The organism is Streptomyces sp. NPDC049541, from assembly GCF_044465725.1.
GTDB lineage: Bacteria > Actinomycetota > Actinomycetes > Streptomycetales > Streptomycetaceae > Streptomyces.
In genome coordinates this window covers 285669-306885 of sequence record NZ_JBITLY010000005.1, presented here as the reverse complement: position 1 = coordinate 306885, position 21217 = coordinate 285669, and the positions used below count along the sequence as shown (strand labels likewise).

Annotated in this window: 22 protein-coding genes; 10 read left to right on the top strand and 12 right to left on the bottom strand. The window is 70.0% G+C overall.

The genetic code is table 11. The annotated features are described in order from the left end of the window. Positions 1-49: 49 nt before the first annotated feature. From afsQ1 to ACIBW9_RS20700, 5 genes are all read left to right on the top strand, one after another. Positions 50-727, top strand: a complete 678-nt coding sequence (gene afsQ1, locus ACIBW9_RS20720) for a two-component system response regulator AfsQ1 (protein WP_030929935.1) — start codon at positions 50-52, stop codon at positions 725-727. Next, positions 724-2289: an ATP-binding protein gene (locus ACIBW9_RS20715; protein WP_398956979.1), complete on the top strand. Its 1566-nt coding sequence runs from the start codon at positions 724-726 to the stop codon at positions 2287-2289. The genes afsQ1 and ACIBW9_RS20715 overlap by 4 nt, the downstream gene beginning before the upstream one ends. Next, positions 2286-2888 carry a hypothetical protein gene (locus ACIBW9_RS20710; protein WP_398956977.1) on the top strand — a complete coding sequence of 201 codons (603 nt, stop codon included), beginning with the start codon at positions 2286-2288 and terminating at the stop codon, positions 2886-2888. The genes ACIBW9_RS20715 and ACIBW9_RS20710 overlap by 4 nt, the downstream gene beginning before the upstream one ends. Before the next feature lie 82 nt (positions 2889-2970). Continuing rightward, complete coding sequence (locus ACIBW9_RS20705) at positions 2971-3552, top strand: VanZ family protein (protein WP_398956975.1); 582 nt, start codon at positions 2971-2973, stop codon at positions 3550-3552. Between the two features lie 63 nt (positions 3553-3615). Beyond that, a complete protein-coding gene (locus ACIBW9_RS20700) occupies positions 3616-3819 on the top strand; it encodes a PspC domain-containing protein (RefSeq protein ID WP_030929945.1) in 204 nt (67 codons plus the stop codon). A gap of 77 nt (positions 3820-3896) precedes the next feature. Here ACIBW9_RS20700 and ACIBW9_RS20695 read toward each other — a convergent pair whose 3' ends face one another. Both ACIBW9_RS20695 and ACIBW9_RS20690 read right to left on the bottom strand, forming a co-directional pair. Then, positions 3897-4247: an ATP-binding protein gene (locus ACIBW9_RS20695; RefSeq protein ID WP_398956973.1), complete on the bottom strand. Its 351-nt coding sequence runs from the start codon at positions 4245-4247 to the stop codon at positions 3897-3899. 139 nt (positions 4248-4386) lie between these two features. Continuing rightward, entirely contained in the window at positions 4387-5544 is a 1158-nt protein-coding gene (locus tag ACIBW9_RS20690) for an adenosine deaminase (protein WP_398956972.1), read from the bottom strand. A 113-nt stretch (positions 5545-5657) separates the two neighbouring features. Between ACIBW9_RS20690 and ACIBW9_RS20685 the strand changes: the two genes are divergently transcribed. Further along, on the top strand, positions 5658-6419 hold the full coding sequence (locus ACIBW9_RS20685) for a prolyl oligopeptidase family serine peptidase (protein ID WP_398956970.1): 762 nt from the start codon (positions 5658-5660) through the stop codon (positions 6417-6419). A gap of 112 nt (positions 6420-6531) precedes the next feature. On the opposite strand, the gene ACIBW9_RS20680 is transcribed toward ACIBW9_RS20685, so the two are convergent. Continuing rightward, positions 6532-7494: a LysR substrate-binding domain-containing protein gene (locus ACIBW9_RS20680; protein WP_389076564.1), complete on the bottom strand. Its 963-nt coding sequence runs from the start codon at positions 7492-7494 to the stop codon at positions 6532-6534. A gap of 63 nt (positions 7495-7557) precedes the next feature. On the opposite strand from ACIBW9_RS20680, the gene ACIBW9_RS20675 reads away from it, so the two are divergent. Together ACIBW9_RS20675 and ACIBW9_RS20670 are read left to right on the top strand one after the other, a co-directional pair. Next, positions 7558-8835, top strand: coding sequence for an MFS transporter (locus ACIBW9_RS20675; RefSeq protein ID WP_398956967.1), 1278 nt, complete (start codon positions 7558-7560; stop codon positions 8833-8835). A gap of 305 nt (positions 8836-9140) precedes the next feature. Beyond that, positions 9141-10145: a sigma-70 family RNA polymerase sigma factor gene (locus ACIBW9_RS20670; RefSeq protein WP_398956966.1), complete on the top strand. Its 1005-nt coding sequence runs from the start codon at positions 9141-9143 to the stop codon at positions 10143-10145. On the opposite strand, the gene ACIBW9_RS20665 is transcribed toward ACIBW9_RS20670, so the two are convergent. Beyond that, entirely contained in the window at positions 10029-10415 is a 387-nt protein-coding gene (locus ACIBW9_RS20665; protein ID WP_398956964.1) for an STAS domain-containing protein, read from the bottom strand. The two genes, ACIBW9_RS20670 and ACIBW9_RS20665, sit on opposite strands and share 117 nt — an antisense overlap. Before the next feature lie 150 nt (positions 10416-10565). Between ACIBW9_RS20665 and ACIBW9_RS20660 the strand changes: the two genes are divergently transcribed. Then, positions 10566-11486 carry an AEC family transporter gene (locus ACIBW9_RS20660; RefSeq protein WP_398956962.1) on the top strand — a complete coding sequence of 307 codons (921 nt, stop codon included), beginning with the start codon at positions 10566-10568 and terminating at the stop codon, positions 11484-11486. Positions 11487-11491: 5 nt separating this feature from the next. Here ACIBW9_RS20660 and ACIBW9_RS20655 read toward each other — a convergent pair whose 3' ends face one another. From ACIBW9_RS20655 to ACIBW9_RS20620, 8 genes are all read right to left on the bottom strand, one after another. Continuing rightward, positions 11492-12088 carry a Uma2 family endonuclease gene (locus ACIBW9_RS20655; RefSeq protein ID WP_398956960.1) on the bottom strand — a complete coding sequence of 199 codons (597 nt, stop codon included), beginning with the start codon at positions 12086-12088 and terminating at the stop codon, positions 11492-11494. Between the two features lie 95 nt (positions 12089-12183). Next, on the bottom strand, positions 12184-13461 hold the full coding sequence (locus ACIBW9_RS20650; RefSeq protein ID WP_398957641.1) for a thymidine phosphorylase: 1278 nt from the start codon (positions 13459-13461) through the stop codon (positions 12184-12186). An 86-nt stretch (positions 13462-13547) separates the two neighbouring features. Further along, positions 13548-13949: a cytidine deaminase gene (locus ACIBW9_RS20645; RefSeq protein ID WP_398956959.1), complete on the bottom strand. Its 402-nt coding sequence runs from the start codon at positions 13947-13949 to the stop codon at positions 13548-13550. Continuing rightward, on the bottom strand, positions 13946-15232 hold the full coding sequence (locus ACIBW9_RS20640) for an ABC transporter permease (protein WP_398956957.1): 1287 nt from the start codon (positions 15230-15232) through the stop codon (positions 13946-13948). Before ACIBW9_RS20640 ends, ACIBW9_RS20645 begins: the two co-directional genes overlap by 4 nt. Beyond that, positions 15232-16359 (bottom strand): ABC transporter permease, encoded by a 1128-nt coding sequence (locus tag ACIBW9_RS20635; protein ID WP_398956955.1) that lies wholly within the window; start codon positions 16357-16359, stop codon positions 15232-15234. Before ACIBW9_RS20635 ends, ACIBW9_RS20640 begins: the two co-directional genes overlap by 1 nt. After that, the gene (locus ACIBW9_RS20630) at positions 16356-17903 is read right to left on the bottom strand and encodes an ABC transporter ATP-binding protein (RefSeq protein WP_398957639.1); all 1548 of its coding nucleotides are present in this window, start codon (positions 17901-17903) and stop codon (positions 16356-16358) included. Before ACIBW9_RS20630 ends, ACIBW9_RS20635 begins: the two co-directional genes overlap by 4 nt. Positions 17904-18103: 200 nt before the next feature. Then, complete coding sequence (locus tag ACIBW9_RS20625; protein WP_398956952.1) at positions 18104-19159, bottom strand: BMP family protein; 1056 nt, start codon at positions 19157-19159, stop codon at positions 18104-18106. Between the two features lie 289 nt (positions 19160-19448). After that, positions 19449-20669: a M20 family metallopeptidase gene (locus tag ACIBW9_RS20620; RefSeq protein WP_398956950.1), complete on the bottom strand. Its 1221-nt coding sequence runs from the start codon at positions 20667-20669 to the stop codon at positions 19449-19451. Positions 20670-20966: 297 nt separating this feature from the next. Between ACIBW9_RS20620 and ACIBW9_RS20615 the strand changes: the two genes are divergently transcribed. Further along, complete coding sequence (locus tag ACIBW9_RS20615; protein ID WP_398956948.1) at positions 20967-21203, top strand: hypothetical protein; 237 nt, start codon at positions 20967-20969, stop codon at positions 21201-21203. The last annotated feature ends 14 nt before the right edge of the window (positions 21204-21217 follow it).

The window sequence follows — 21217 nt, the reverse complement described above, 5'->3', positions numbered from 1 at the left end:
GTCCGCCGCAGAGTCGAAACCCCGACCCACCATGGGCCAGAATGAGCGGGTGCCTACCCTGTTGCTGATCGAGGATGACGACGCCATCCGTACGGCCCTGGAGCTGTCTCTTACGCGCCAGGGACACCGGGTTGCCACCGCTGCCACCGGTGAGGACGGTCTGAAGCTCCTGCGGGAGCAGCGGCCGGACCTGATCGTGCTGGATGTGATGCTGCCCGGCATCGACGGGTTCGAGGTGTGCCGGCGCATCCGGCGCACGGACCAGTTGCCGATCATTCTGCTGACCGCGCGGAGTGACGACATCGACGTGGTCGTGGGCCTGGAGTCCGGCGCCGACGACTACGTGGTCAAGCCGATCCAGGGACGGGTGCTCGACGCCCGGATCAGGGCCGTGCTGCGGCGCGGGGACCGCGAGTCGACCGACGCGGCGAGCTTCGGCAGCCTGGTCATCGACCGCGCGGCGATGACGGTGACCAAGAACGGCGAGGATCTGCAGCTCACGCCGACCGAGCTCAGGCTGCTCCTGGAGCTGAGCCGGCGGCCCGGGCAGGCGCTGTCCCGGCAGCAGTTGCTGCGGCTGGTGTGGGAGCACGACTACCTCGGCGACTCCCGGCTGGTGGACGCGTGTGTCCAGAGGCTGCGTGCCAAGGTCGAGGACGTGCCGTCGTCCCCGACGCTGATCCGTACCGTGCGTGGCGTGGGCTACCGGCTGGACACGCCTCAGTGACCGAAGCGCACGGGGGGGTTCGCGGCTGGGCCGCGACTCGCAAGGGACATCTTTCACGGCTGCGCTTCACCAGTCTGCGACTGCGCCTGGTGGTCGTCTTCGGGCTCGTGGCGCTCACCGCCGCCGTGTCCGCGTCCGGGATCGCGTACTGGCTCAACCGCGAGGCCGTGCTCACCCGCACCCAGGACGCGGTGCTCGGCGACTTCCGACAGGCGATGCAGACCCGGGCGGGCACGCTCAGCGCGCACCCCACGCAGGACGAACTGCAGCACACCGCGGGCCAGATGGCGAACAGCAGCCAGCGCTTCAGCGTGCTGCTCGTCGCACAGGACGCCGACGGCAGGACCGTCTACGGCAGTTCGAGCGGTCTGGACGGCTTCTCGCTGCAGGACGTGCCCACGTCGCTGCGGGCGGCCGTGACCAAGAAGCAACAGGTCGACTCCGGCAACAAGTACGCCTACCACCTGTACTGGCAGCGCGTCGTCAACCACGGCACCCCGTACCTGGTGGCGGGCACGAGGGTGATCAACGGCGGGACGACCGGCTACATGCTCAAGTCGCTGGAGCCGGAGGCCAAGGACCTCAACTCCCTCGCCTGGTCGCTGGGGATCGCCACCGGCCTCGCCCTGGTCGGCTCGGCGCTGCTCGCCCAGGCCGCCGCCTCGACCGTGCTCAAGCCGGTGCAGCGGCTCGGGGTCGCCGCGCGCCGGCTCGGCGAGGGCAAGCTGGACACCCGGCTGAGGGTGTCGGGGACCGACGAACTCGCCGATCTGTCACGGACGTTCAACGACGCGGCCGAGGCGCTGGAGAAGCGGGTCGAGGACATGGCCGCGCGGGACGAGGCGTCCCGGCGGTTCGTCGCCGACATGAGTCATGAACTCCGTACGCCGCTCACCGCGATCACCGCCGTGACGGAGATCCTGGAGGAGGAGCTGGAGGCGGACTCCGGGTCGATGGACCCGATGATCGAACCCGCCGTACGGCTCGTCGTCAGCGAGACCCGGCGGCTCAACGACCTCGTCGAGAACCTCATGGAGGTCACCCGCTTCGACGCGGGCACCGCACGGCTGGTCCTGGACGACGTCGACCTCGCCGACCAGATCACCGCCTGCATCGACGCCCGGGCCTGGCTGGACGCGGTCGAACTGGACGCCGAGCGCGGCATCCACGCCCGCGTCGACCCGCGCCGTCTGGACGTGATCCTCGCCAACCTGATCGGCAACGCGCTCAAGCACGGCGGGTCGCCGGTGCGGGTGTCGGTGCGGCCCGAGGACGACGAGATGGTCATCGCGGTCCGCGACCACGGGCCCGGCATCCCCGAGGACGTCCTGCCGCACGTCTTCGACCGCTTCTACAAGGCGAGCGCCTCCCGCCCGCGCTCCGAGGGCAGCGGCCTCGGACTGTCCATCGCCCTGGAGAACGCGCACATCCACGGCGGCGAGATCACCGCCGCCAACTCCCCCGACGGGGGCGCGGTGTTCACGCTGCGGCTGCCGCGGGACGCGTCGGCGCTGACGGAGGAGTCCGAGAAGGACGCGGGGAAGAACGGGAACGCCTCATGACCGTACGACGTCTCCTGGCGCTCCCCCTGCTCGCCGCGGTGCTCAGCGGCTGCGGCATCCGGCCCACCGAGGTGCCCACGGACTTCGGGGCGGCGCCCTCCCAGGTGCAGTGCTCGCCGGCCGAGCCGGACGTCTCGGCCCAGGCCTCGCGCGGGCTGCCCGTACAGGTGTTCCTGCTGTGCGGGTCCTCGCTGGTCGCCGTGGACCGGACGGTACGGGTCCCGGACGGCTCCCCGGACTCGCAGCGGCGGGTGCTGGTGGCGCAGGGGCTGCTCGACCAGCTCGCGGCGACGCCGTCGGCCGCCGAGAAGGACGCCGGGTACACCACGGCCGTACGCGGCGGCATGACCGTGACCGGCCCCCGCCCCGGCGACCCCGACGACACGCTCCGGCTCAGCTACCCGCCCGGCGATCTCACGTCCTTCGCGCTGGCCCAGCTCGTCTGCACCTTCTCCGACTCCACGGCGGCCGGGGGCGACGGCTCGGTCATCCTCGGCGGCCCCGGCAAGGAGCCGCTGCGCCGCTACGAGTGCACGGACGAGGTCCGCTCCCGCCCGGGCACCGAGCAGCCGCCGTCCGGCCCGGTCACGGGCGGCTGACGTACGGGTGTGGCGGAGGCCTCATCCAGGTACGTCCGGACAAGCCGGAACCGATCCCGCCGCACGCGGCGTCTTGGGGATCGTGCAGCGTCAAGGCTCCATCGGCGGCAACGCCGCGATCCGCATCCGTGCGACGGGGGGTGTCCTCCTTGTCGCACACCTCGCGTTCGTCGCCTGGCTCACGCTGCGCCCGCTGGACGTGCCGTGGGTGATGCCCCCCAACGTGCATCCGTTCGCGGGGATACGCGCCGACCTGGCGCTGGGCGGGCCCGAGGCGGCCCGCCGCATCGGCGAGGGCCTCGGCCTCCTCGCACCGCTCGGCGTACTGCTCCCGATGACGCACGGCAAGCCGTGGGCCCTCCCGTTCGCCTCGTTCGTCCGTACGGTCGCCGCGGGCGCGCTGGTCTCCGCGGGCATCCTGCTGCTGCAGACCGGGGTGCCCGGCCGGGCCCCGGACGTGGACTCGCTGCTGCTGAACACCGCGGGTGTGGCCCTCGCCCACCTCGCCGTCGTCCCCGCGGCCCGCTCCTGGCTCCGCCGCAGGTCCGAGTGGAAGGAAGGGGCGGCCGTCCGTCAGGAGGAAGCGGTTCAGGGTCGAACCCCGACGTTTCCCAGGGTCGGGATAGCCCCGTGGAGCGACGCTTTGCCCCCTTCGTCTCCGTAGCGTTGAAGGCAGATGAGGAAGCCACCCAGAGGCCTCCCTCCGACGCTCACGAAGGAGCCGCACATGTCCGCCCTCGTCCGCCCCACCCACGGCCGCATGATCGGCGGCGTGTGCGCCGGTCTGGCGCGGCGCTTCGGCACCTCCGCGACCACCATGCGCGTGATCTTCCTGCTGTCCTGTCTGCTGCCGGGCCCGCAGTTCCTGCTCTACATAGCGCTGTGGATCCTGCTCCCCTCGGAGGAGAAGGCCGCCCGCACCGCCTGGTGAGCCCCTTTTCGCAGGTACGCCGATGGGGCGCACCCCTTTGCCGGGGGTGCGCCCCATCGGCGCGTTCGGGAGGCGGGTCAGCCGAGCGGCAGACCGTTCACGGGCAGCCCGTGCGTGGGCAGGCTCGACTGCACCGGCATACCGCCGAGCAGCCCGGCGACCGGCGTGGACCCGTCGGTGAGCGCACCGGCCGAGGGCCGCACGGAGGACAGACCGCGTTCGAGGGTGGGCTTGCCCTGGGCCACCGCCGCCTGGGCACCCGGCAGCGCCTGGGAGACGTTCTGCGCCGGGAGCGCACTGGTGACGGAGCCCAGCATGCCGGTGGCGTCCGGGACCGCCGGGGCCGCGTTCGCGGCGCCCGCGCCCGTGGCGGCGAAGGCGGCACCGAGAGCGGCGACACCGAGGGTCTTGGCAGCAGACTGCTTCATGAAATGCATCCTAGAAATGGGGTTGCGGAAATGTGAGCGGTGTCTCGACCGTAAACACGGGCACCCACCCGCCGCAAACATCGAAATGCGAACGGGTTGTGAATACCCGTCCGCATTCCACACACCCCAATATCCCCGGTTACTCCCCCGAGGGCACAGAACCGCTGGTGGAAGCGGTTTGCTGGAACAGCCATTCGGACTTCAGCTCGGCATATCCAGGCTTGATCACGTCATTGATCATCGCCAGTCGTTCATCGAAAGGAATGAACGCTGATTTCATCGCATTGACGGAGAACCACTGCATGTCGTCGAGCGAATAACCGAATGCGTCGACAAGGTGCTCGAATTCCCGGCTCATGCTTGTGCCGGACATGAGTCGATTGTCCGTATTCACGGTCGCACGGAAGTGCAGTCGACGCAGCAGTCCGATCGGGTGTTCGGCATACGACTCCGCCGCCCCGGTCTGCAGGTTGGAACTGGGGCACAGTTCGAGCGGGATGCGCTTGTCCCGTACGTACGAGGCGAGCCGCCCGAGCTTCACCGAGCCGTCGGCGTGCACCTGGATGTCGTCGATGATGCGCACACCGTGCCCGAGCCGGTCGGCGCCGCACCACTGCAGGGCCTGCCAGATGGACGGCAGCCCGAAGGCCTCACCGGCGTGGATGGTGAAGTGGTTGTTCTCGCGCTTCAGATACTCGAAGGCGTCGAGGTGCCGGGTGGGCGGGTAACCGGCCTCGGCGCCGGCGATGTCGAAGCCCACCACGCCCAAGTCCCGGTAACGATTGGCGAGTTCGGCGATCTCCAGGGCACGGGCGGCGTGCCGCATGGCGGTGAGCAGGGCACCCACGCGGATCCGGTGACCGCTCTGCCGCGCGAGCCGCTCCCCTTCCCGGAAGCCCTCGTTGACGGCCTCGACGACCTCCTCGAGGCTCAGCCCGCCCTCCAGGTGCTGCTCGGGGGCGTACCGTACCTCGGCGTAGACGACCCCGTCCTCGGCGAGGTCCTCGGCGCACTCGCGCGCGACCCGGACGAGCGCGTCCCGGGTCTGCATCACGCCGACGGTGTGGGAGAAGGTCTCCAAGTACCGCTCCAGCGAACCGGAGTCGGCGGCCTCCCGGAACCAGACACCCAGCTTGCCGGAGTCGGTCTCGGGGAGGCGGTCATAGCCCGCGTCGCGGGCGAGTTCGACGATCGTCCCCGGGCGGAGGCCGCCGTCGAGGTGGTCGTGCAGCAGAACCTTCGGCGCCCGGCGGATCTGCTCCGGCGTCGGGGTGTTCGAGATGGTCTGGCTCGTCATTTCCGCACTCTACCTCCTACGCGCGTAGATCGCGTGTTGTACAACTCCGTCGATACGTAACGGTGACCGCATGGACGGGGCACGTACACCCGCGCTTCTGACACTGTTCTGTCATGGCACACCAAGCGACGCCGGTTCGACGGGCCCGGCTGGGGAGGGCGCTCGGCCCGGAACCGACGGCGGTGAGCGGAGTGGTTCTGCTGCTCCCCGGCGGCGACGAGGAGTCGGCCCGCAGACCGTCCCCCGTGCTGGCGACCGCCTCCGTCCGCGCACTGGGCCGCCGACTGGCCCGCGCGGGGCGGGAGGAGGGCCTCGCCACCCATGTCGTGCACTACCGCTACCGCGGCTGGAACGGCAGCGAGGCCCATCTCGCGGGGGACGCCTCCTGGGCCGCGGACGAAGCGGTACGGCGCTACGGCGACGTTCCCGTCTGCCTCGCGGGCCTCGGCATGGGCGGCCGGGCCGCACTGCGCGCGGGCGGGCACGAGGCGGTCAACTCCGTGCTGGCGATGGCGCCTTGGCTGCCGGAGGAGGACGTCGCGGCTTCGCCTGAACCGGTGAAGCAGCTGGCGGGGCGGCGGGTGCTGATCGTTCACGGGACGAATGACGAGCGGACCGATCCCGAGTTGTCGTTTCGGCTGGCGGCTCGGGCGAAGAAGGCGAACCGGGACGTGTGCCGGTTCGAAGTGCACTCCGACGGTCATGGCTTGCATCAGTACCGGAGTGAAGTGCATGCGCTGGCGGAGGACTTCGTGATGGGGGCGTTGTTCGGGCGGGCGTTTTCGCGGCCGGTGGAGGATGCGTTGGCGGCTCCGCCTCCGTTGGGGTTGCGGATGCCCCTGGCTGCGGGGTTCGGTAAATCTCTGCGCCGGTGAGAGCTCGGGGGTTCGGGTTCGTTGCGGGGTGCGGGTGCGTCGTGGTTGATCGCGCCCACGCGGCGGAGCCGCATATCGATGCAGCCCCGCGCCCCTGACGGGGCGCTCCGGCTCAGGTGGGTAGCAAGTTGCCCCTTCTTGAGAGCAGGAACCTCTTGAAGGCGGCCACCGGGGGTGTGTCCGGGTGGCCGTCGAGCCAGGCCACGCCGATCTCTCTTGCCGCTCTCGGGGCCGTGACCGTGAGTTCCACGACTCCCGGGCGGGGGAAGGCGGGTGGGGGCAGGAGGGCTACTCCGAGGCCTGCTGCCACCAGGCCTCGCAGGGTCTCCGCCTCCTCCCCTTCGAAGGCGATCCTCGGCCGGAAGCCGGCCTCCTTGCACAGGTCGTCCGTGATACGGCGCATGCCGTAGCCCGGTTCGAGGGTGACGAAGGTTTCGTCGGCCGCCTCGGCCAGACGGATGCGGCGGCGGGACGCCAGGGGGTGGTCGGCCGGGACGACCAGGCGGAGTTTCTGTTCGTCGAGGCGGCGGGCCACCAGGTCGGGGGCGTCGGGGACCGGGGAGGTCAGACAGAGGTCGAGTTCGCCCGCGCGCAGCTTCTCCAGCATCGCCTCGCCGTAGTTCTGGACGAGGCTGAAGCGGACGCGGGGGTGGTCGGCCCGGAAGGCGTGGATGAGGCCGGGGACGGTTTCGGCGCCCATGGTGTGCAGGAAGCCGAAGGCGACCTTGCCGGTGGCCGGGTCGGCGTCGGCACGGACCTCCTCGGCGGCGCGCTCGATCTCGGCGAGGGCGCGTTCGACGGAGCCCAGGAAGGTGCGGCCGGCCGGGGTGAGGGAGACGGTGCGGCCGCGACGGGCGAACAGGTCGACGCCCAGGTCCTGTTCGAGGCGGACCATCGCCCGGGAGAGCGTGGACTGCGGGACCTGCATCTCCTGGGCGGCGCGCGTGACGTGCTCGGTGCGGGCCACCCCTGCGAAGTGGGCGAGACGCGGGGCGAGCAGCGAGACGATGTCCTCGGTGTCTTTTGTGTCACTGGACGGTGACAGACGAGCTTGTGACCTCTGCTGATGCACCATGGGAACGATTATGGCGATTCCATGCATTGGACGGATGAGCGGGGTCGTACGTAGCTTCGAGGCATGTCTCCCGCCAGTACCGGGGCGTCCACCGTCGTGGGCGCCGCATCCGTTGTCCCTGCCGCCGATTCCCGTATGACGCCGGGTGGGCCCGGCTACCGCCGGATGAGCTTCGCGCTCTTCCTCGCGGGCGTGGCGACCTTCGCGCTGCTCTACTCCACGCAGGCCCTGCTGCCGCTGATCTCCGGCGAGTTCGGGGTGGCGGCGAGTTCGGCGAGCTGGACGGTGGCGGCGGCGACCGGTGGCCTCGCGGTGTTCGTCCTTCCGATGAGTGCGCTGTCGGAGCGGTTCGGGCGTCGTACGGTGATGACGGCCTCGCTGGCGGTCGCGGTGACGGTGGGGCTCCTGGTGCCGTTCGCGCCCTCGCTGACCGCTCTGGTGGTGCTGCGGGCGGTGCAGGGGGCCGCGCTGGCCGGGCTTCCGGCGTCGGCGACCGCGTATCTCGCCGAAGAGGTCCGGCCGAAGGCGCTGGTCACGGCGATCGGGCTGTTCGTCGCGGGCAACAGTGTCGGCGGGATGAGCGGCCGGGTCATCACCGGGTGGGTCGCCCAGGAGTGGGGCTGGCGGGTCGCGGTCGGTGTGATCGGGGCGATCGCGGTGATGTGCGCGGTGGCGTTCCGGCTGCTGCTGCCCGCTCCGCGTCACTTCAAGGCGGGTTCGCTGCGGCCGCGGGTCCTGGCCCGTACGGTCCGCGACCATCTGTCGAACCCGCTGCTGTGCCGGCTGTATGCGATCGGTGCGCTGTTCATGACGGTGTTCGGTGGTGTGTACACGGTGATCGGTTACCGCCTGACGGAGGCGCCGTTCTCGCTGCCGCAGGGAATCATCGGGTCGATCTTCCTGGTCTACCTGGTGGGTACGGTGTCCGCGTCCACCGCCGGGCGGCTGGTGGGGCGGCTGGGCCGGCGTGGAGCCCTGTACCTGGCGGGCGGTACGACGGCGTCGGGCCTGGCCCTGACGCTCGCGGGGTCCCTGGTGCCGGTTCTGCTGGGGCTGGTGCTGATCACCGCCGGGTTCTTCGCCGGGCATGCGGTCGCGTCGTCGGCGGTGAGCAAGACGGCGACGGCGGGGCGGGCGCAGGCGTCTGCGCTGTACCAGTCCGCGTACTACGTCGGGTCGAGTGCCGGCAGCACGGTGGGGGCGATCGCGTTCCACGCGGGGGGTTGGACCGGGACGGTCGGCGTCGGGCTCCTGGCGATGCTGGGGGTCGTGACGATCACGGTGTTCGGGACACGGGCGGCACGGGTCGCTGCGCGGCGGGCCCCGGTACCGGTGCACTGAGCTTCCTTCGCCCTCGCCGCCCCTACCCGTCCCGTACCGGGGGCCGGCCCCCGGACCCCCGCTCCTCAAACGCCGGAGGGGCTGATCTTTCGCCGGGCGGGGTTTGATCTTTTCAGCCCGTCCGGCGTTTGAGGACGAGGCCGTTCAGGCCCATCGGGGGTCCAGGGGGCGGAGCCCCCTGGGGACGGCAACCCCAACCCACCTGCACATTCCTCCGCTCGGCACGCCATTGTCAGTGCCCTGCGCTAGCTTCGGACGTGCTGGGCGCAAAGGCGCGACAGAACGGCCACAGGGGTGGGTGGACCATGACGACAGACCTCGACGTCAGGCTCGAGAAACACCGCGTCGAGCTGACCGGCTACTGCTACCGCATGCTCGGCTCTTCCTTCGAGGCCGAGGACGCGGTACAGGACACGATGGTCCGCGCCTGGCGAAGTTACGAGAAGTTCGAAGGCCGCTCCAGTCTGCGGTCGTGGCTCTACCGCATCGCGACGAACGTCTGCCTGGACATGCTGACCGCCGGCAACAAGCGCGCCCGCCCGATGGACCTGAGCGAGTCGACGCCCCTCGCCCAGGCCGCCCTCTCCCCCCGCCCGGACAACACCTGGCTCGAGCCGATGCCGGACGCCCGTGTACTGCCGACCGTCGAGGACCCGGCGGAGGCCGCCGTCGCGAAGGAGTCCGTGCGGCTCGCGTTCATGGCGGCCCTGCAGCAGTTGCCCGCCAAGCAGCGCGCCGTGCTGATCCTGCGCGAGGTCCTCGCCTGGAAGGCCAGTGAGGTCGCCGAGCTGCTCGACACCTCGGTGGCGTCGGTCAACAGCGCCCTGCAGCGGGCCCGGGCGACACTCGCCGAGCGCGAGCACGGCGACAAGGCGGCGGCCGCGGCCGTCTCCGACCCTCTCGACGAGGAGCAGCGCAAGCTCCTGGACCGCTATGTGGCGGCCTTCGAGGGCTACGACATGACCGCGCTGACGGCCTTGCTGCACGAGGACGCCGTGATGACGATGCCGCCGTTCGACCTGTGGCTGACGGGCCACGAGGACATCACGGGCTTCATGACGACCCTGGGCTCCGCCTGCGAGGGCTCCCGGCTGCTGCCGGTCCAGGTCAACGGCCTGCCGGGGTTCGCCCAGTACAAGCCGGACCCGGAGAAGGGCGGCTTCACCCCGTGGGCGGTGCAGGTGCTGGAGATATCAGACGGCGGGCTCTCCGGGTTCCACTTCTTCCTCGACACTCAGCGCTGGTTCCCGCTGTTCGGCCTGCCCCTCCACCTCGAAGCGGAGCCCGACCAGGTCGAGGAGGGCGTGTAGGGACGGGGCGGGATCGCGCAGCCGGATCCGGCCCCCGGACCGCCGGGCGGCCAGCTCCAGCCGCGCCAGCAGATCCACGGCACCCAGCCCCGGCGGCCCGATCGCGGCGACGTCGACCACCACCACCCCGGCACCGGTGGCCTCCAGCAGCGCCCGCACGTCCTCGCACAGCCCGCTCACCTCGTCACGGGTGACGGGGCCGGGCAGCACGAGTACGGCGGGTGTCATGGCGTCCACGTGCGGTAGACCGGCCGGGCGGGCGGAACTCATCGGGCTCATCGGGGCACACGCCTGCCGGGCGTGTCCGCCGACCGGGATCACATTGACCTGCCACCCTCGCCCCCGGAGGGTTGGGTGTATGCCCCAAGCATCAGCACCGCCCCGGATACCCGACGGCCTCCTCCCCGCCGAGGGGGCACCGTGCAGGGAGTGCTGACGGGCTTCGCGGTCATCGCGGTCGTCATCGGGGTGGGCTATGTCATCGGACGGCAGGGGCATCTCGGCGAGCACGGGCGGGAAGTGCTGACCAAGCTGGCCTTCCATGTGGCGTCCCCGGCGCTGCTGTTCACCACGCTCGCGCGGGCCGATCTGTCGGTGATCTTCTCCAGCCGGCTGCTGGTGACGGCCATGAGCACGGCGGCCGCGGCCGGTGTCTTCGTCGCGGTCGGTGTCGTACGGGGCTGGGGTGTGGGCCGTACGACGATCGGCGCCCTGTGCTCCAGCTACGTCAACTCGGGCAACCTCGGCATCCCGATCGCCGTGTATGTGCTGGGCGACGCCTCGCTGGTGGCGCCGGTGCTGCTGTTCCAGATCATCGCGGTCACCCCGATCGCCCTGACGGTCCTGGACCTGTCCGGCAAGGGCGAGAAGGGCCCGCTGTGGCTACGGCTGCTCACGCCCCTGCGCAACCCGATCGCGGTCGGCTCACTGGCCGGAGTGGCGGTCTCGGCGCTCGGCGTGAAGGTCCCGTCCGCGGTCATGGACCCGGTGACCCTGATCGGCAACATGTCCGTCCCGGCGGTCCTGCTGGCCTTCGGTATCTCCCTGTGCGGCAGCACGATGCCGGGGCGGGGCGCCGACAGGTTCCCGGTATTCCTGTCGGTCGCACTGAAGGCGGTGGGCCAGCCGGTGGCCGCGTGGGCGCTGGCGGCGGGGGCGTTCGGGCTGCACGGCCACCAACTCCTCGACGTGGTGGTGACGTCGGCGCTCCCGGCGGCGCAGAACTTGTACACGTACGCGAGTCGCTATCGGGTGGCCGACGGCTTGGCGCGGGACTCGATCCTGGTGTCGACGGTGTTGTCGGTGCCGGTGTTGGTGGTGGTGGCAGCGTTGTTGGGGTGATCTCGTCAGCCGACGGGAAACACGCTGGTGTCGAGCGTGCAGTCGAACGGCTCCGGCAACTTGATCGGGTCGCCGAACTTTCCTGCCTGCAGGACACGGTAGACGTCCCCCTTCGGCTCGCCGTACAGCGTGACCGTCGGACCGCCCGGAGCCCAGCTGTCGATGAGGAGGTAGAGGGGGACCCCGGCCTTGGCATACCCCGCTGCCTTGGTGATCCGATCTGTCTGTGCGTTGGACTTCGAGGTGATCTCCACGATGAGTTCAGCCGCACCGGCGGGGATGTACTCGTCGTCTCCCTCGTCGTCCAGCGCCGCCTCCGGCCCTACCGCGAGGTCGGGAATGTAGATGCTGTCACGGGACGGTACGGCCGTACCCAGTGTCGGGAAGATGCCCCAGTCCTCCGGAATCACCTCTGACATACGGCGAAGCACCTTGCTGGCGATCTTGTTGTGAGCCCTGGACGGCGGCGGTGCCACGGTGACGATCCCCTCAATGATCTCCACCTTGCAGCCCTCGGGCGCGTCCGTCTCCTTCCAGATCCGGACGAGGCCGTCCCACTCGTGGCCACTGGCCGTCATGTGGTCGACGGTGAGTGCGCTCATGGCGGTCTCCAATCGGTACGTCACCGATCCCAGCATGCCGAACGGGACCGGCAATGGTCCACCGATCCCGTTCACCCGAAAGAGGAAGCCGCAGGTCAGGCGATACGTTCCAGCACCACCGGAGACGCCGGGAACTCCGTGCCCGCCGCCCCGATGTCGTAGGAATCCTCCACCGCCTGCAGCGCGTACTCGAAGCGCTCGGGGGTGTCGGTGTGCAGGGTCAGCAGGGGCTGGCCCTCGGTCACCGTGTCGCCCGGCTTGGCGTGCAGCTCGACGCCCGCGCCCGCCTGCACCGGGTCCTCCTTGCGGGCGCGGCCCGCGCCGAGGCGCCAGGCGGCGACGCCGATGCCGTAGGCGTCGAGGCGGGTCAGGACGCCCGAGGACGGGGCCTTGATGACGTGCTGCTCGCGTGCCACCGGCAGCTGCGCGTCCGGGTCGCCGCCCTGGGCCGCGATCATGCGGCGCCAGACGTCCATCGCGGAGCCGTCGGCCAGGGCCTTCGCCGGGTCGGCGTCCTTCACGCCGGCCGCGTCGAGCATTTCGCGGGCCAGGGCGATGGTCAGCTCCACGACGTCGGAGGGGCCGCCGCCCGCGAGGACCTCCACCGACTCGCGGACTTCGAGGGCGTTGCCCGCCGTCAGGCCCAGCGGGGTCGACATGTCCGTCAGCAGCGCGACCGTCTTCACGCCGTGGTCGGTGCCCAGGCCCACCATCGTGGACGCCAGTTCCCGGGCGTCCTCGATCGTCTTCATGAAGGCGCCGGTGCCCACCTTGACGTCGAGGACCAGGGAGCCGGTGCCCTCCGCGATCTTCTTCGACATGATCGAGGAGGCGATCAGCGGGATCGCCTCGACCGTGCCGGTGACGTCCCGCAGGGCGTAGAGCTTCTTGTCCGCGGGGGCCAGACCGTCGCCCGCCGCGCAGATCACCGCGCCGGTGGTGTCGAGGACGTTCAGCATCTCCTCGTTGGAGAGCAGCGCGCGCCAGCCGGGGATCGACTCCAGCTTGTCCAGGGTGCCGCCGGTGTGGCCGAGGCCGCGGCCCGACAGCTGGGGGACGGCCGCTCCGCAGGCCGCGACCAGGGGCGCCAGCGGGAGGGTGATCTTGTCGCCGACGCCGCCCGTCGAGTGCTTGTCGGCGGTGGGGCGGGACAGGGACGAGAAGTCCATGCGCTCGCCGGAGGCGATCATCGCGGCGGTCCAGCGGGCGATCTCACGGCGGTTCATGCCGTTGAGGAGGATGGCCATGGCGAGCGCGGACATCTGCTCGTCGGCGACCTCCCCGCGGGTGTACGCGTCGATGACCCAGTCGATCTGCTCGTCGCTGAGCTCACCGCGGTCCCGCTTGGTGCGGATGACGGAGATGGCGTCCATGGCCATGGGGTGCGTTCCTTCCGAGGTTCATGGAAGTGTGCGGCCCCTCCGCTCGAAGGGTTCAAGACGGAGGGGCCGTACGGGAGTTACTTGGTGAGATGGTCCGGGCCGAAGGCCTGGGGAAGCATCTCCGACAGGGGCAGGATTCCCGCCGGTGTCTCCAACAGCAGGTCGGGGCCGCCGAACTCGTACAGCAGCTGGCGGCAGCGGCCGCACGGGACGAGGATCTCGCCCCTGCCGTCCACGCAGGTGAAGTGCGTCAGCCGCCCGCCGCCGGTGCGCTGCAGCTCCGAGACCAGCCCGCACTCGGCGCACAGGCCGAGGCCGTAGGAGGCGTTCTCGACGTTGCAGCCGCTGACCGTGCGGCCGTCGTCGACCAGGGCGGCGACCCCGACCGGGAAGCCCGAGTAGGGGGCGTACGCATGGGCCATGGCCTCGCGGGCCAGCTCCCGCAGCGCCTCCCAGTCGACGGCGGCCGGCGGGGTCACTTGCCCTGGCCCTTCCGGTAGCGCATACCGTCCGCCTTCGGCATCCGCAGCCGCTGCGCGGACAGCGACAGCACCAGCAGGGTGACGACGTACGGGGTGGCTCCCACGAAGTCGCTGGGGACCTCGTCGGTGACCAGGTACCAGACCAGGACGCCCGCGCCCACCAGGAGGCTGATGCCGCCCTGCCAGAGCGCCTTCTTGTACAGCTTCCAGCCGGCCAGGCCCGCGAGGAGCACGACCAGCAGGAGCAGCAGCGCGTGAACGGTCGCACCGCCGTTGCGCAGCTGCAGCGCGTCGGAGTAGCCGAACAGACCCGCGCCCATGGCGAGGCCGCCGACCCGCCAGTTGCCGAAGATCATGGCCGCGAGACCGATGAAGCCGCGCCCGCCGGTCTGGGCCTCCAGGTAGGTGTGCGAGGTGACCAGCGCGAGGAAGGCGCCGCCGAGGCCGGCGAGGCCGCCGGAGACGGCGACGGCCGCGTACTTGTATTTGTAGACGTTGACGCCGAGGGACTCCGCGGCGATCGGGTTCTCGCCGCAGGAGCGCAGCCGCAGACCGAACGGGGTGCGCCACAGCAGCCACCAGCTGCCGACGAACAGCAGGACGGCGAAGACCGTCACGACGGACAGGTCGGTGACCAGGCCGCCGATGATGCCGGCGAGGTCGGAGATCAGGAACCAGTGGTGGTTCTCGATGGAGTGCAGCCCGCTGGAGAGGCCGGGGACGTCGAAGTTGGGCAGCGAGTCGACCGGCGGGGACTGCTTGGGGTTGCCGCCCGCGTCGGCCGCCTTGCCGTTCGTGAAGAAGAGCTTGGCGAGGTACTGGGTGGCGCCCAGTGCGAGCAGGTTGACGGCGACACCGGAGACGATGTGGTCGACGCCGAAGGTGATGGTCGCCACCGCGTGCACCAGGCCGCCGAGGATGCCGAAGCCGATGCCGCACAGCAGGCCGAGCCACGGGTTGGACTGCCAGCCGATCCAGCCGGCGCCGAAGGTGCCGAGGATCATCATGCCTTCGAGGCCGATGTTGACCACACCGGAGCGCTCGGACCACAGGCCGGCGAGACCCGCGAGACCGATGGGTACGGCGAGGCTGAGGGCTGCGGAGACCTGGCCCTCGGAGGTGAGCTGGTCCGAGCCGGAGATGACCCGGACCGCGGCGACGAGCAGCAGCGCACCGGCGACGATCATCAGGATCTGGCCGAGCGAGCGGCCCGAGCGGCCGCGTTCCGTGTCCGCCTTGGGGGCCGCGGGGGGCGGCGTGTCGGTCATCGTGGCAGTCATCACGCCACCTCCTGCTTCTGGGTCGGGGCGGCGGCCTGGGCGGCGAGCTCGGCGCCGACCCGCTGCTGCTGGCGCCTGAGGCCGTAGCGGCGTACGAGCTCGTAGGCGATGACGACGCACAGGACGATGACGCCCTGGATGACGCCGAGGATCTCCTTGTCGTAGCCCTCGAACTCGAGGTGGTTGGTGGTGCGCTCCAGGAAGCCCCACAGCAGGGCGCCGAGCGCGATGCCGACCGGGTGGTTGCGGCCGAGCAGGGCGATGGCGATACCGGTGAAGCCGATGCCGGTCGGGAAGTCGTTGCTGAACTGGTGGCTGTCGTTGAGCAGGGTCGGCATGCCGATCAGACCGGCCACCGCACCCGAGATGACCATGCTGGTGGCGACCATCTTCTTGACGGAGACACCGCTGGCGGCGGCCGCGCTCTCGGACTGGCCGACGGTGCGCAGGTCGAAGCCGAAGCGGGTACGGCCGAGCACGAACCAGTACGCGATGCCGACGACCACGGCGACGACGATGAAGCCCCACAGCTCGCCCGCGGCACCGGTGTCGATCTGGAAGAAGTACGAGGACGACGGCAGCGGCTTGGTGGAGATCACCGTGCCGCCGCTCTGCAGCTCGGCGAGCTTCCCCGGCTGCAGGAGGTAGGCGATGATCGCGGTGGCGATCGAGTTCAGCATGATCGTCGAGATGACCTCGCTGACCCCGCGGGTCACCTTGAGGACGCCCGCGATGGCCGCCCACAGGGCACCGGTCGCCATGGCGCACAGGATGATCAGCGGGATGGAGATCCAGCCGGGCGTGGTCAGCGCGCCGCCGAGGACCGCGGCGAAGAACGCGGCGATCCGGTACTGGCCGTCGACGCCGATGTTGAACAGGTTCATCCGGAAGCCGATGGCCACCGAGACACCCGCCAGGTAGTACGTCGTCGCCTTGTTCAGGATGTAGACCTGGCTGTCGCTGGCGGTGCCGTAGCTCACCATGTCGCTGAAGGCGGAGCCCGGGTTCTTGCCGGTGGCGAGGATGACCAGGGCGGTGACGACGAGCGCGGCGACGATCGCCAGCAGCGGCGCCGCGATGGCGAGGAGCAGCCGCTCCTTGTCGATGCGTTGGGTCAGCTTGTTCATCGGGCGTCGTCCTCGTGGTCCTCGGCGGAGTCCTCTGTGTGCTCCAGGTGGCCGGTGGCCGCACCCGTCATGGCGGAGCCCAGTTCCTCGGGGGTGATGGTGGCGGGGTCGGCGTCGGCGACCAGACTGCCGCGGTACATCACCCGCAGGGTGTCGGACAGGCCGATGAGCTCGTCCAGGTCGGCGGAGATCAGCAGCACGGCCAGGCCCTCGCGGCGGGCCTCGCGGATGTGGTCCCAGATCGCGGCCTGCGCGCCGACGTCCACACCGCGGGTGGGGTGGGCGGCGATCAGCAGCTTGGGCGCGTGGCTCATCTCACGGCCGACGATCAGCTTCTGCTGGTTGCCGCCGGAGAGGGAGGCGGCGGTGACGTCGATGCCGGGGGTGCGGACGTCGTAGGCCTGGATGATGCGCTCGGTGTCGGTGCGGGCGGCCTTGATGTCGAGGAGCTGCCCGCGGGAGTTGGGCTTCTCGGTGACATGGCCGAGGATGCGGTTCTCCCACAGCGGCGCTTCCAGGAGCAGACCGTGGCGGTGGCGGTCCTCGGGGATGTAGCCGACGCCGGCCTCGCGGCGGCCCCGGGTGGGGGCGTGCGAGATGTCGGTGCCGTCGAGGGTGATGACACCGGCGTCCGGGTCGCGGATGCCCATGATCGCCTCGACCAGCTCGGACTGGCCGTTGCCCTCCACGCCGGCGATGCCGAGGACCTCGCCCTTGTGGATGGTGAAGGAGATGTCGTCGAGGATGACGCGCTCGACGCCGTCGAGGTCGGTCTGGCTCAGGTGCAGGCCGTCCACCTTGAGCAGCGGCACGTCGGTGACCGTCGACTCCTGGGTCTCCGGGGTGGGCAGTTCGCTGCCGACCATCAGCTCGGCGAGCTGCTTGGGGGTGGTGCCGGCCGGCTCGACCGTGCCGACGGTGGTGCCGCGGCGGATGACGGTGATCTCGTCGGCCACGGAGAGGACTTCGCCCAGCTTGTGGGAGATGAAGATGACCGTGAGGCCCTCGGCCTTCAGCTCGCGCAGGTTGTCGAAGAGGGCGTCGACCTCCTGCGGCACGAGGACGGCGGTGGGCTCGTCGAGGATGAGGGTCTTGGCGCCGCGGTAGAGGACCTTGAGAATCTCCACGCGCTGGCGGTCGGCGACGCCGAGTTCCTCGAGGAGGACGTCCGGGCGCACGTTCAGGCCGTAGGCGTCGGAGATCTCCTTGATCTTCGTACGGGCCTTGGCGCCGATGCCGTGGAGTTTCTCCGCGCCCAGGACGACGTTCTCCAGGACGGTGAGGTTGTCGGCGAGCATGAAGTGCTGGTGCACCATGCCGATGCCGCGGGCGATGGCGTCGGCGGGGTTGTGGAAGGTGACGGTCTCGCCGTTCACCGTGATGGTGCCCTCGTCCGGCTGCTGCATGCCGTAGAGGATCTTCATCAGGGTGGACTTGCCGGCGCCGTTCTCACCGCACAGGGCGTGGACGGTTCCGGTACGGACGGTGATGTCGATGTCCTTGTTGGCGACGACGCCGGGGAATCGCTTGGTGATGCCGCGCAGTTCGACGGCAGCGGGAGGGCTGGACGCGTTGATGGCGCACTCTCCTCGGGGACAAAGGGGGTTGAGGGGGAGGGCAGGCGTCGGCGACGCTAGCGCGGCAACTCCATGCTACACGCGTAGAGTTGACACATTGTTATGGCTCGGCGAGGGGCTGTGGGAACGCGCCCTCGCCGAGCCGGAGTTCGGCGGGAACCGCCAGGTCAGCTGGTCTTGACCTTGACGGTGCCGTCGACGATCTTCTTCTTCGCGGCGTCCAGCTGGGCCTTGATGTCGTCGATGAAGCCACCGCTGGTGGCCAGGCCGACACCGTTCTTGGCGAGCGAGTAGACCTGGTTGCCGGTCAGCGGCTTGCCGTCGTGCACGGACTTGATGAAGTCGTAGACACCGACGTCCACGTTCTTGACCATCGAGGTCAGGATCGAGTTCTTGTACTTGGCCAGACCCGGGATGTTGTACTGGTCCGAGTCCACGCCGATGGCCCAGGCGCCCTTGACGCCGTTGACGGCCTCGATCGAGCCGTTGCCGGAGGAGCCGGCCGCGGTGTAGATCACGTCGGCGCCGTTGTCGAGCATGCCGGACGCGGCCTCCTTGCCCTTGTCGGGGCTGGAGAAGCCGGACAGGTCCGAGCCGTGGGTCAGGTACTGGACGTCGACCTTGACGCTGGGCTTGGTGTCCTTGACGCCCTGGACGTAGCCCGCCTCGAACTTCTTGATCAGCGGGGTGTCGACACCGCCGATGAAGCCCACGTGGTTCTTCTTGGTCTTCAGCGCCGCGGCGACACCGGCCAGGTAGGAGCCCTGCTCCTCGGTGAACGTGATGCTGTCGACGTTCTTGGCGGTCGCGACCGAGTCGATGAGGCCGAAGTTGACCTTCGGGTACTTCGCGGCGACCTTGTCGACCGAGGTGGCGTAGGAGAAACCGACGGCCACGATCGGGTTGTAGCCGGCGTCCGCCAGGTCGGTCAGGCGCTGCTCGCGGTCGGCCTCGGTGTCGGAGTTCTTCGCCGTCAGCTCCTTGATGGAACCGCCGAACTCCTTCTCGGCCTTGTCGGCACCGCGCGCGGCGGAGTCGTTGAAGGAACGGTCACCACGGCCGCCGACGTCGTAGGCGAGACCGATCTTGATGCCCTTGCCGCCGCCGGCGGAGGCGGAGGACGAGTTGTCCTTCTCGGAGGAGGTACTGCCACACGCGGTGGCAGTCAGTGCGAGAGCTGCGGACACGACACACGCAGCAGAAAGCTTTGCTACCCGGCGCACGGGAAGGCTCCTTCACCTGACCTGAGCGCCTCGTCGGCGCTTCATGTGAGCACCATGCCAGTGCTCGGGCCCGGACGCCCCTGCGGCGTCGGCTTCGCGGCATCGTAACGCGCGTAGATGTCAGAAAAACACCCCTCTCGAAGCCGTTATCGATTCGAGGCAAACGCTGTCTGAACTCAGGCTCTTACCTCTTCACACACCCTGATTTCGATGCGCGCACGATTGGCTTACGAGCATGTTGCGCCGGTCGGTGGAACGGCCCCCGAGGGGGCCGTTCGGCGCGCTCGGATCACTCAGCCGCGTCCAGCAGAGCCGCGGCAGTGAACAGCTCCACCCCCACCGTGATCGCCGACTCGTCCGCGTCGAAGTCGCCCTGGTGCAGATCGCGCACCGTGCGCTCGCCCGGGGTGCGGACGCCGAGGCGGGCCATGGAGCCGGGGACGTGCTCCAGGTACCAGGAGAAGTCCTCGCCGCCGAGGCTCTGCTCGGTGTCCTCGATGGACTGGGCGCCGCGGCGGGCGGTCATGGCGTCGCGCAGCAGGTCGGTCACGCCCGCGTCGTTGACCACCGGCGGGACGCCGCGCACGTAGTTGATCTCCGACTTGGCGCCGTGCAGGTTGGCGACCTCGTCGATGGCGGCGACCACCAGGTCCGGGGCCTGCCGCCAGGCCTCGATGTCGAGGCAGCGGACGGTGCCGGAGAGCTCGGCGTGCTGCGGGATGACGTTCGGGGCGTGCCCCGACTCGATGCGGCCCCAGGTCACGGCGAGACCGGAGCGGGTGTCCATCCGCCGGCCGACGAGCGCGGGCACGTCGATGGCGACGCGGGCTGCGGCGGTGACCAGGTCGGTGGTCAGGTGCGGGCGGGCGGTGTGGCCGCCGGGGCCGTCGAGTGCGACCTCCAGCCGGTCGCAGGCGGAGGTGATGGCACCCTGCCTGAGGCCGATACGGCCGGCGTCCACGCGGGGGTCGCAGTGCACGGCGATCATCCGCCCCACGCCGTCGAGCACCCCGCAGTCGATCGCGTCCGCGGCGCCGCCGGGGAGCACCTCCTCGGCCGGCTGGAAGATCAGCCGCACGGGCCGCGGGAGCTTGCCCTGCCTGTGCAGTTCGGCCAGGACCAGGCCGGCGCCGAGTACCACGGTGGTGTGCACGTCGTGGCCGCAGGCGTGTGCGCGGTCCGGCACGGTCGAGCGGTACGGGCACTCGCTCTTCGTGTCCGGGATGGGCAGGCCGTCGATGTCGGCGCGCATGCCGAGCATGGGCCGCCCGCCGTCCCACTCCCCGATGTCACAGACGAGCCCGGTACCGGTGGCGAGCACCCGGGGCCGCAGGCCTGCCGCCTCGAGCCGCTCCTTGATCGCCGCGGTGGTGCGGAACTCCTGGTTGCCGAGCTCGGGGTGCATGTGCAGGTCACGACGGAAGGCGACCAGTTCGCCATACAGCGCCTCGGGCAGCGTGCCGTCGAGCACCGTCTCCCCGGCGAGATCGACCTCGGACTCTGGTGACATCAGTTGCTTCACCCTCTTAAGCGTAGGACGCCGGGGTGGCCAACTGACCCTCGATCAACAAAAGTTCAACCCCTCAGGGGGAAGAAAATCTGGCCGCTCGACGCATGGGCAAGGGTTGAGGTGGGTATACCTTGCTTTTCTCTACGCATACCACGCCGCGCCCCTCTCCATGGTTCCGGTCCACGTGTCGGGACCGCACTGTGGGACGTAGGGGCCCGGATCCCGGAATCATCACCACCGCGCGACGTTTCCGCCACGCAGCGCACACGGCGGGTGGATCGTGGGCAGCCTGCCCCCATGGAGGCGTGCGGCTGCGGTGAGGACCACATCCCCTGGATGCTGGCGACATTCGGTCTGCTCGGCACGGCCGGCCTCTTCCTGGGCCTGCTGGTCGCAATGATCCTCGCGGGCTGGCTGCTGGTGACGGCGGTCTCGCTGTACCTGCGGTGGCGGTACCCGCCCGGAGAGGTGGAGTTCGAAGAGACTTCGCAGGACTCTCTCGGCGGTTTCACCTGGACGACGGACGACCGCTAGTAGGGTGCGGGCCC

Excerpts from the sequence above, each read along its gene's own strand:
- ACIBW9_RS20710 (WP_398956977.1), top strand. The coding sequence starts at position 2,286 with ATGACCGTACGACGTCTCCTGGCGCTCCCCCTGCTCGCCGCGGTGCTC.
- ACIBW9_RS20700 (WP_030929945.1), top strand. The coding sequence starts at position 3,616 with ATGTCCGCCCTCGTCCGCCCCACCCACGGCCGCATGATCGGCGGCGTG.
- ACIBW9_RS20695 (WP_398956973.1), bottom strand. The coding sequence starts at position 4,247 with ATGAAGCAGTCTGCTGCCAAGACCCTCGGTGTCGCCGCTCTCGGTGCC.
- ACIBW9_RS20690 (WP_398956972.1), bottom strand. The coding sequence starts at position 5,544 with ATGACGAGCCAGACCATCTCGAACACCCCGACGCCGGAGCAGATCCGC.
- ACIBW9_RS20685 (WP_398956970.1), top strand. The coding sequence starts at position 5,658 with ATGGCACACCAAGCGACGCCGGTTCGACGGGCCCGGCTGGGGAGGGCG.
- ACIBW9_RS20680 (WP_389076564.1), bottom strand. The coding sequence starts at position 7,494 with ATGGTGCATCAGCAGAGGTCACAAGCTCGTCTGTCACCGTCCAGTGAC.
- ACIBW9_RS20675 (WP_398956967.1), top strand. The coding sequence starts at position 7,558 with ATGTCTCCCGCCAGTACCGGGGCGTCCACCGTCGTGGGCGCCGCATCC.
- ACIBW9_RS20670 (WP_398956966.1), top strand. The coding sequence starts at position 9,141 with ATGACGACAGACCTCGACGTCAGGCTCGAGAAACACCGCGTCGAGCTG.
- ACIBW9_RS20665 (WP_398956964.1), bottom strand. The coding sequence starts at position 10,415 with ATGAGTTCCGCCCGCCCGGCCGGTCTACCGCACGTGGACGCCATGACA.
- ACIBW9_RS20655 (WP_398956960.1), bottom strand. The coding sequence starts at position 12,088 with ATGAGCGCACTCACCGTCGACCACATGACGGCCAGTGGCCACGAGTGG.
- ACIBW9_RS20650 (WP_398957641.1), bottom strand. The coding sequence starts at position 13,461 with ATGGACGCCATCTCCGTCATCCGCACCAAGCGGGACCGCGGTGAGCTC.
- ACIBW9_RS20640 (WP_398956957.1), bottom strand. The coding sequence starts at position 15,232 with ATGACTGCCACGATGACCGACACGCCGCCCCCCGCGGCCCCCAAGGCG.
- ACIBW9_RS20635 (WP_398956955.1), bottom strand. The coding sequence starts at position 16,359 with ATGAACAAGCTGACCCAACGCATCGACAAGGAGCGGCTGCTCCTCGCC.
- ACIBW9_RS20620 (WP_398956950.1), bottom strand. The coding sequence starts at position 20,669 with ATGTCACCAGAGTCCGAGGTCGATCTCGCCGGGGAGACGGTGCTCGAC.
- ACIBW9_RS20615 (WP_398956948.1), top strand. The coding sequence starts at position 20,967 with ATGGAGGCGTGCGGCTGCGGTGAGGACCACATCCCCTGGATGCTGGCG.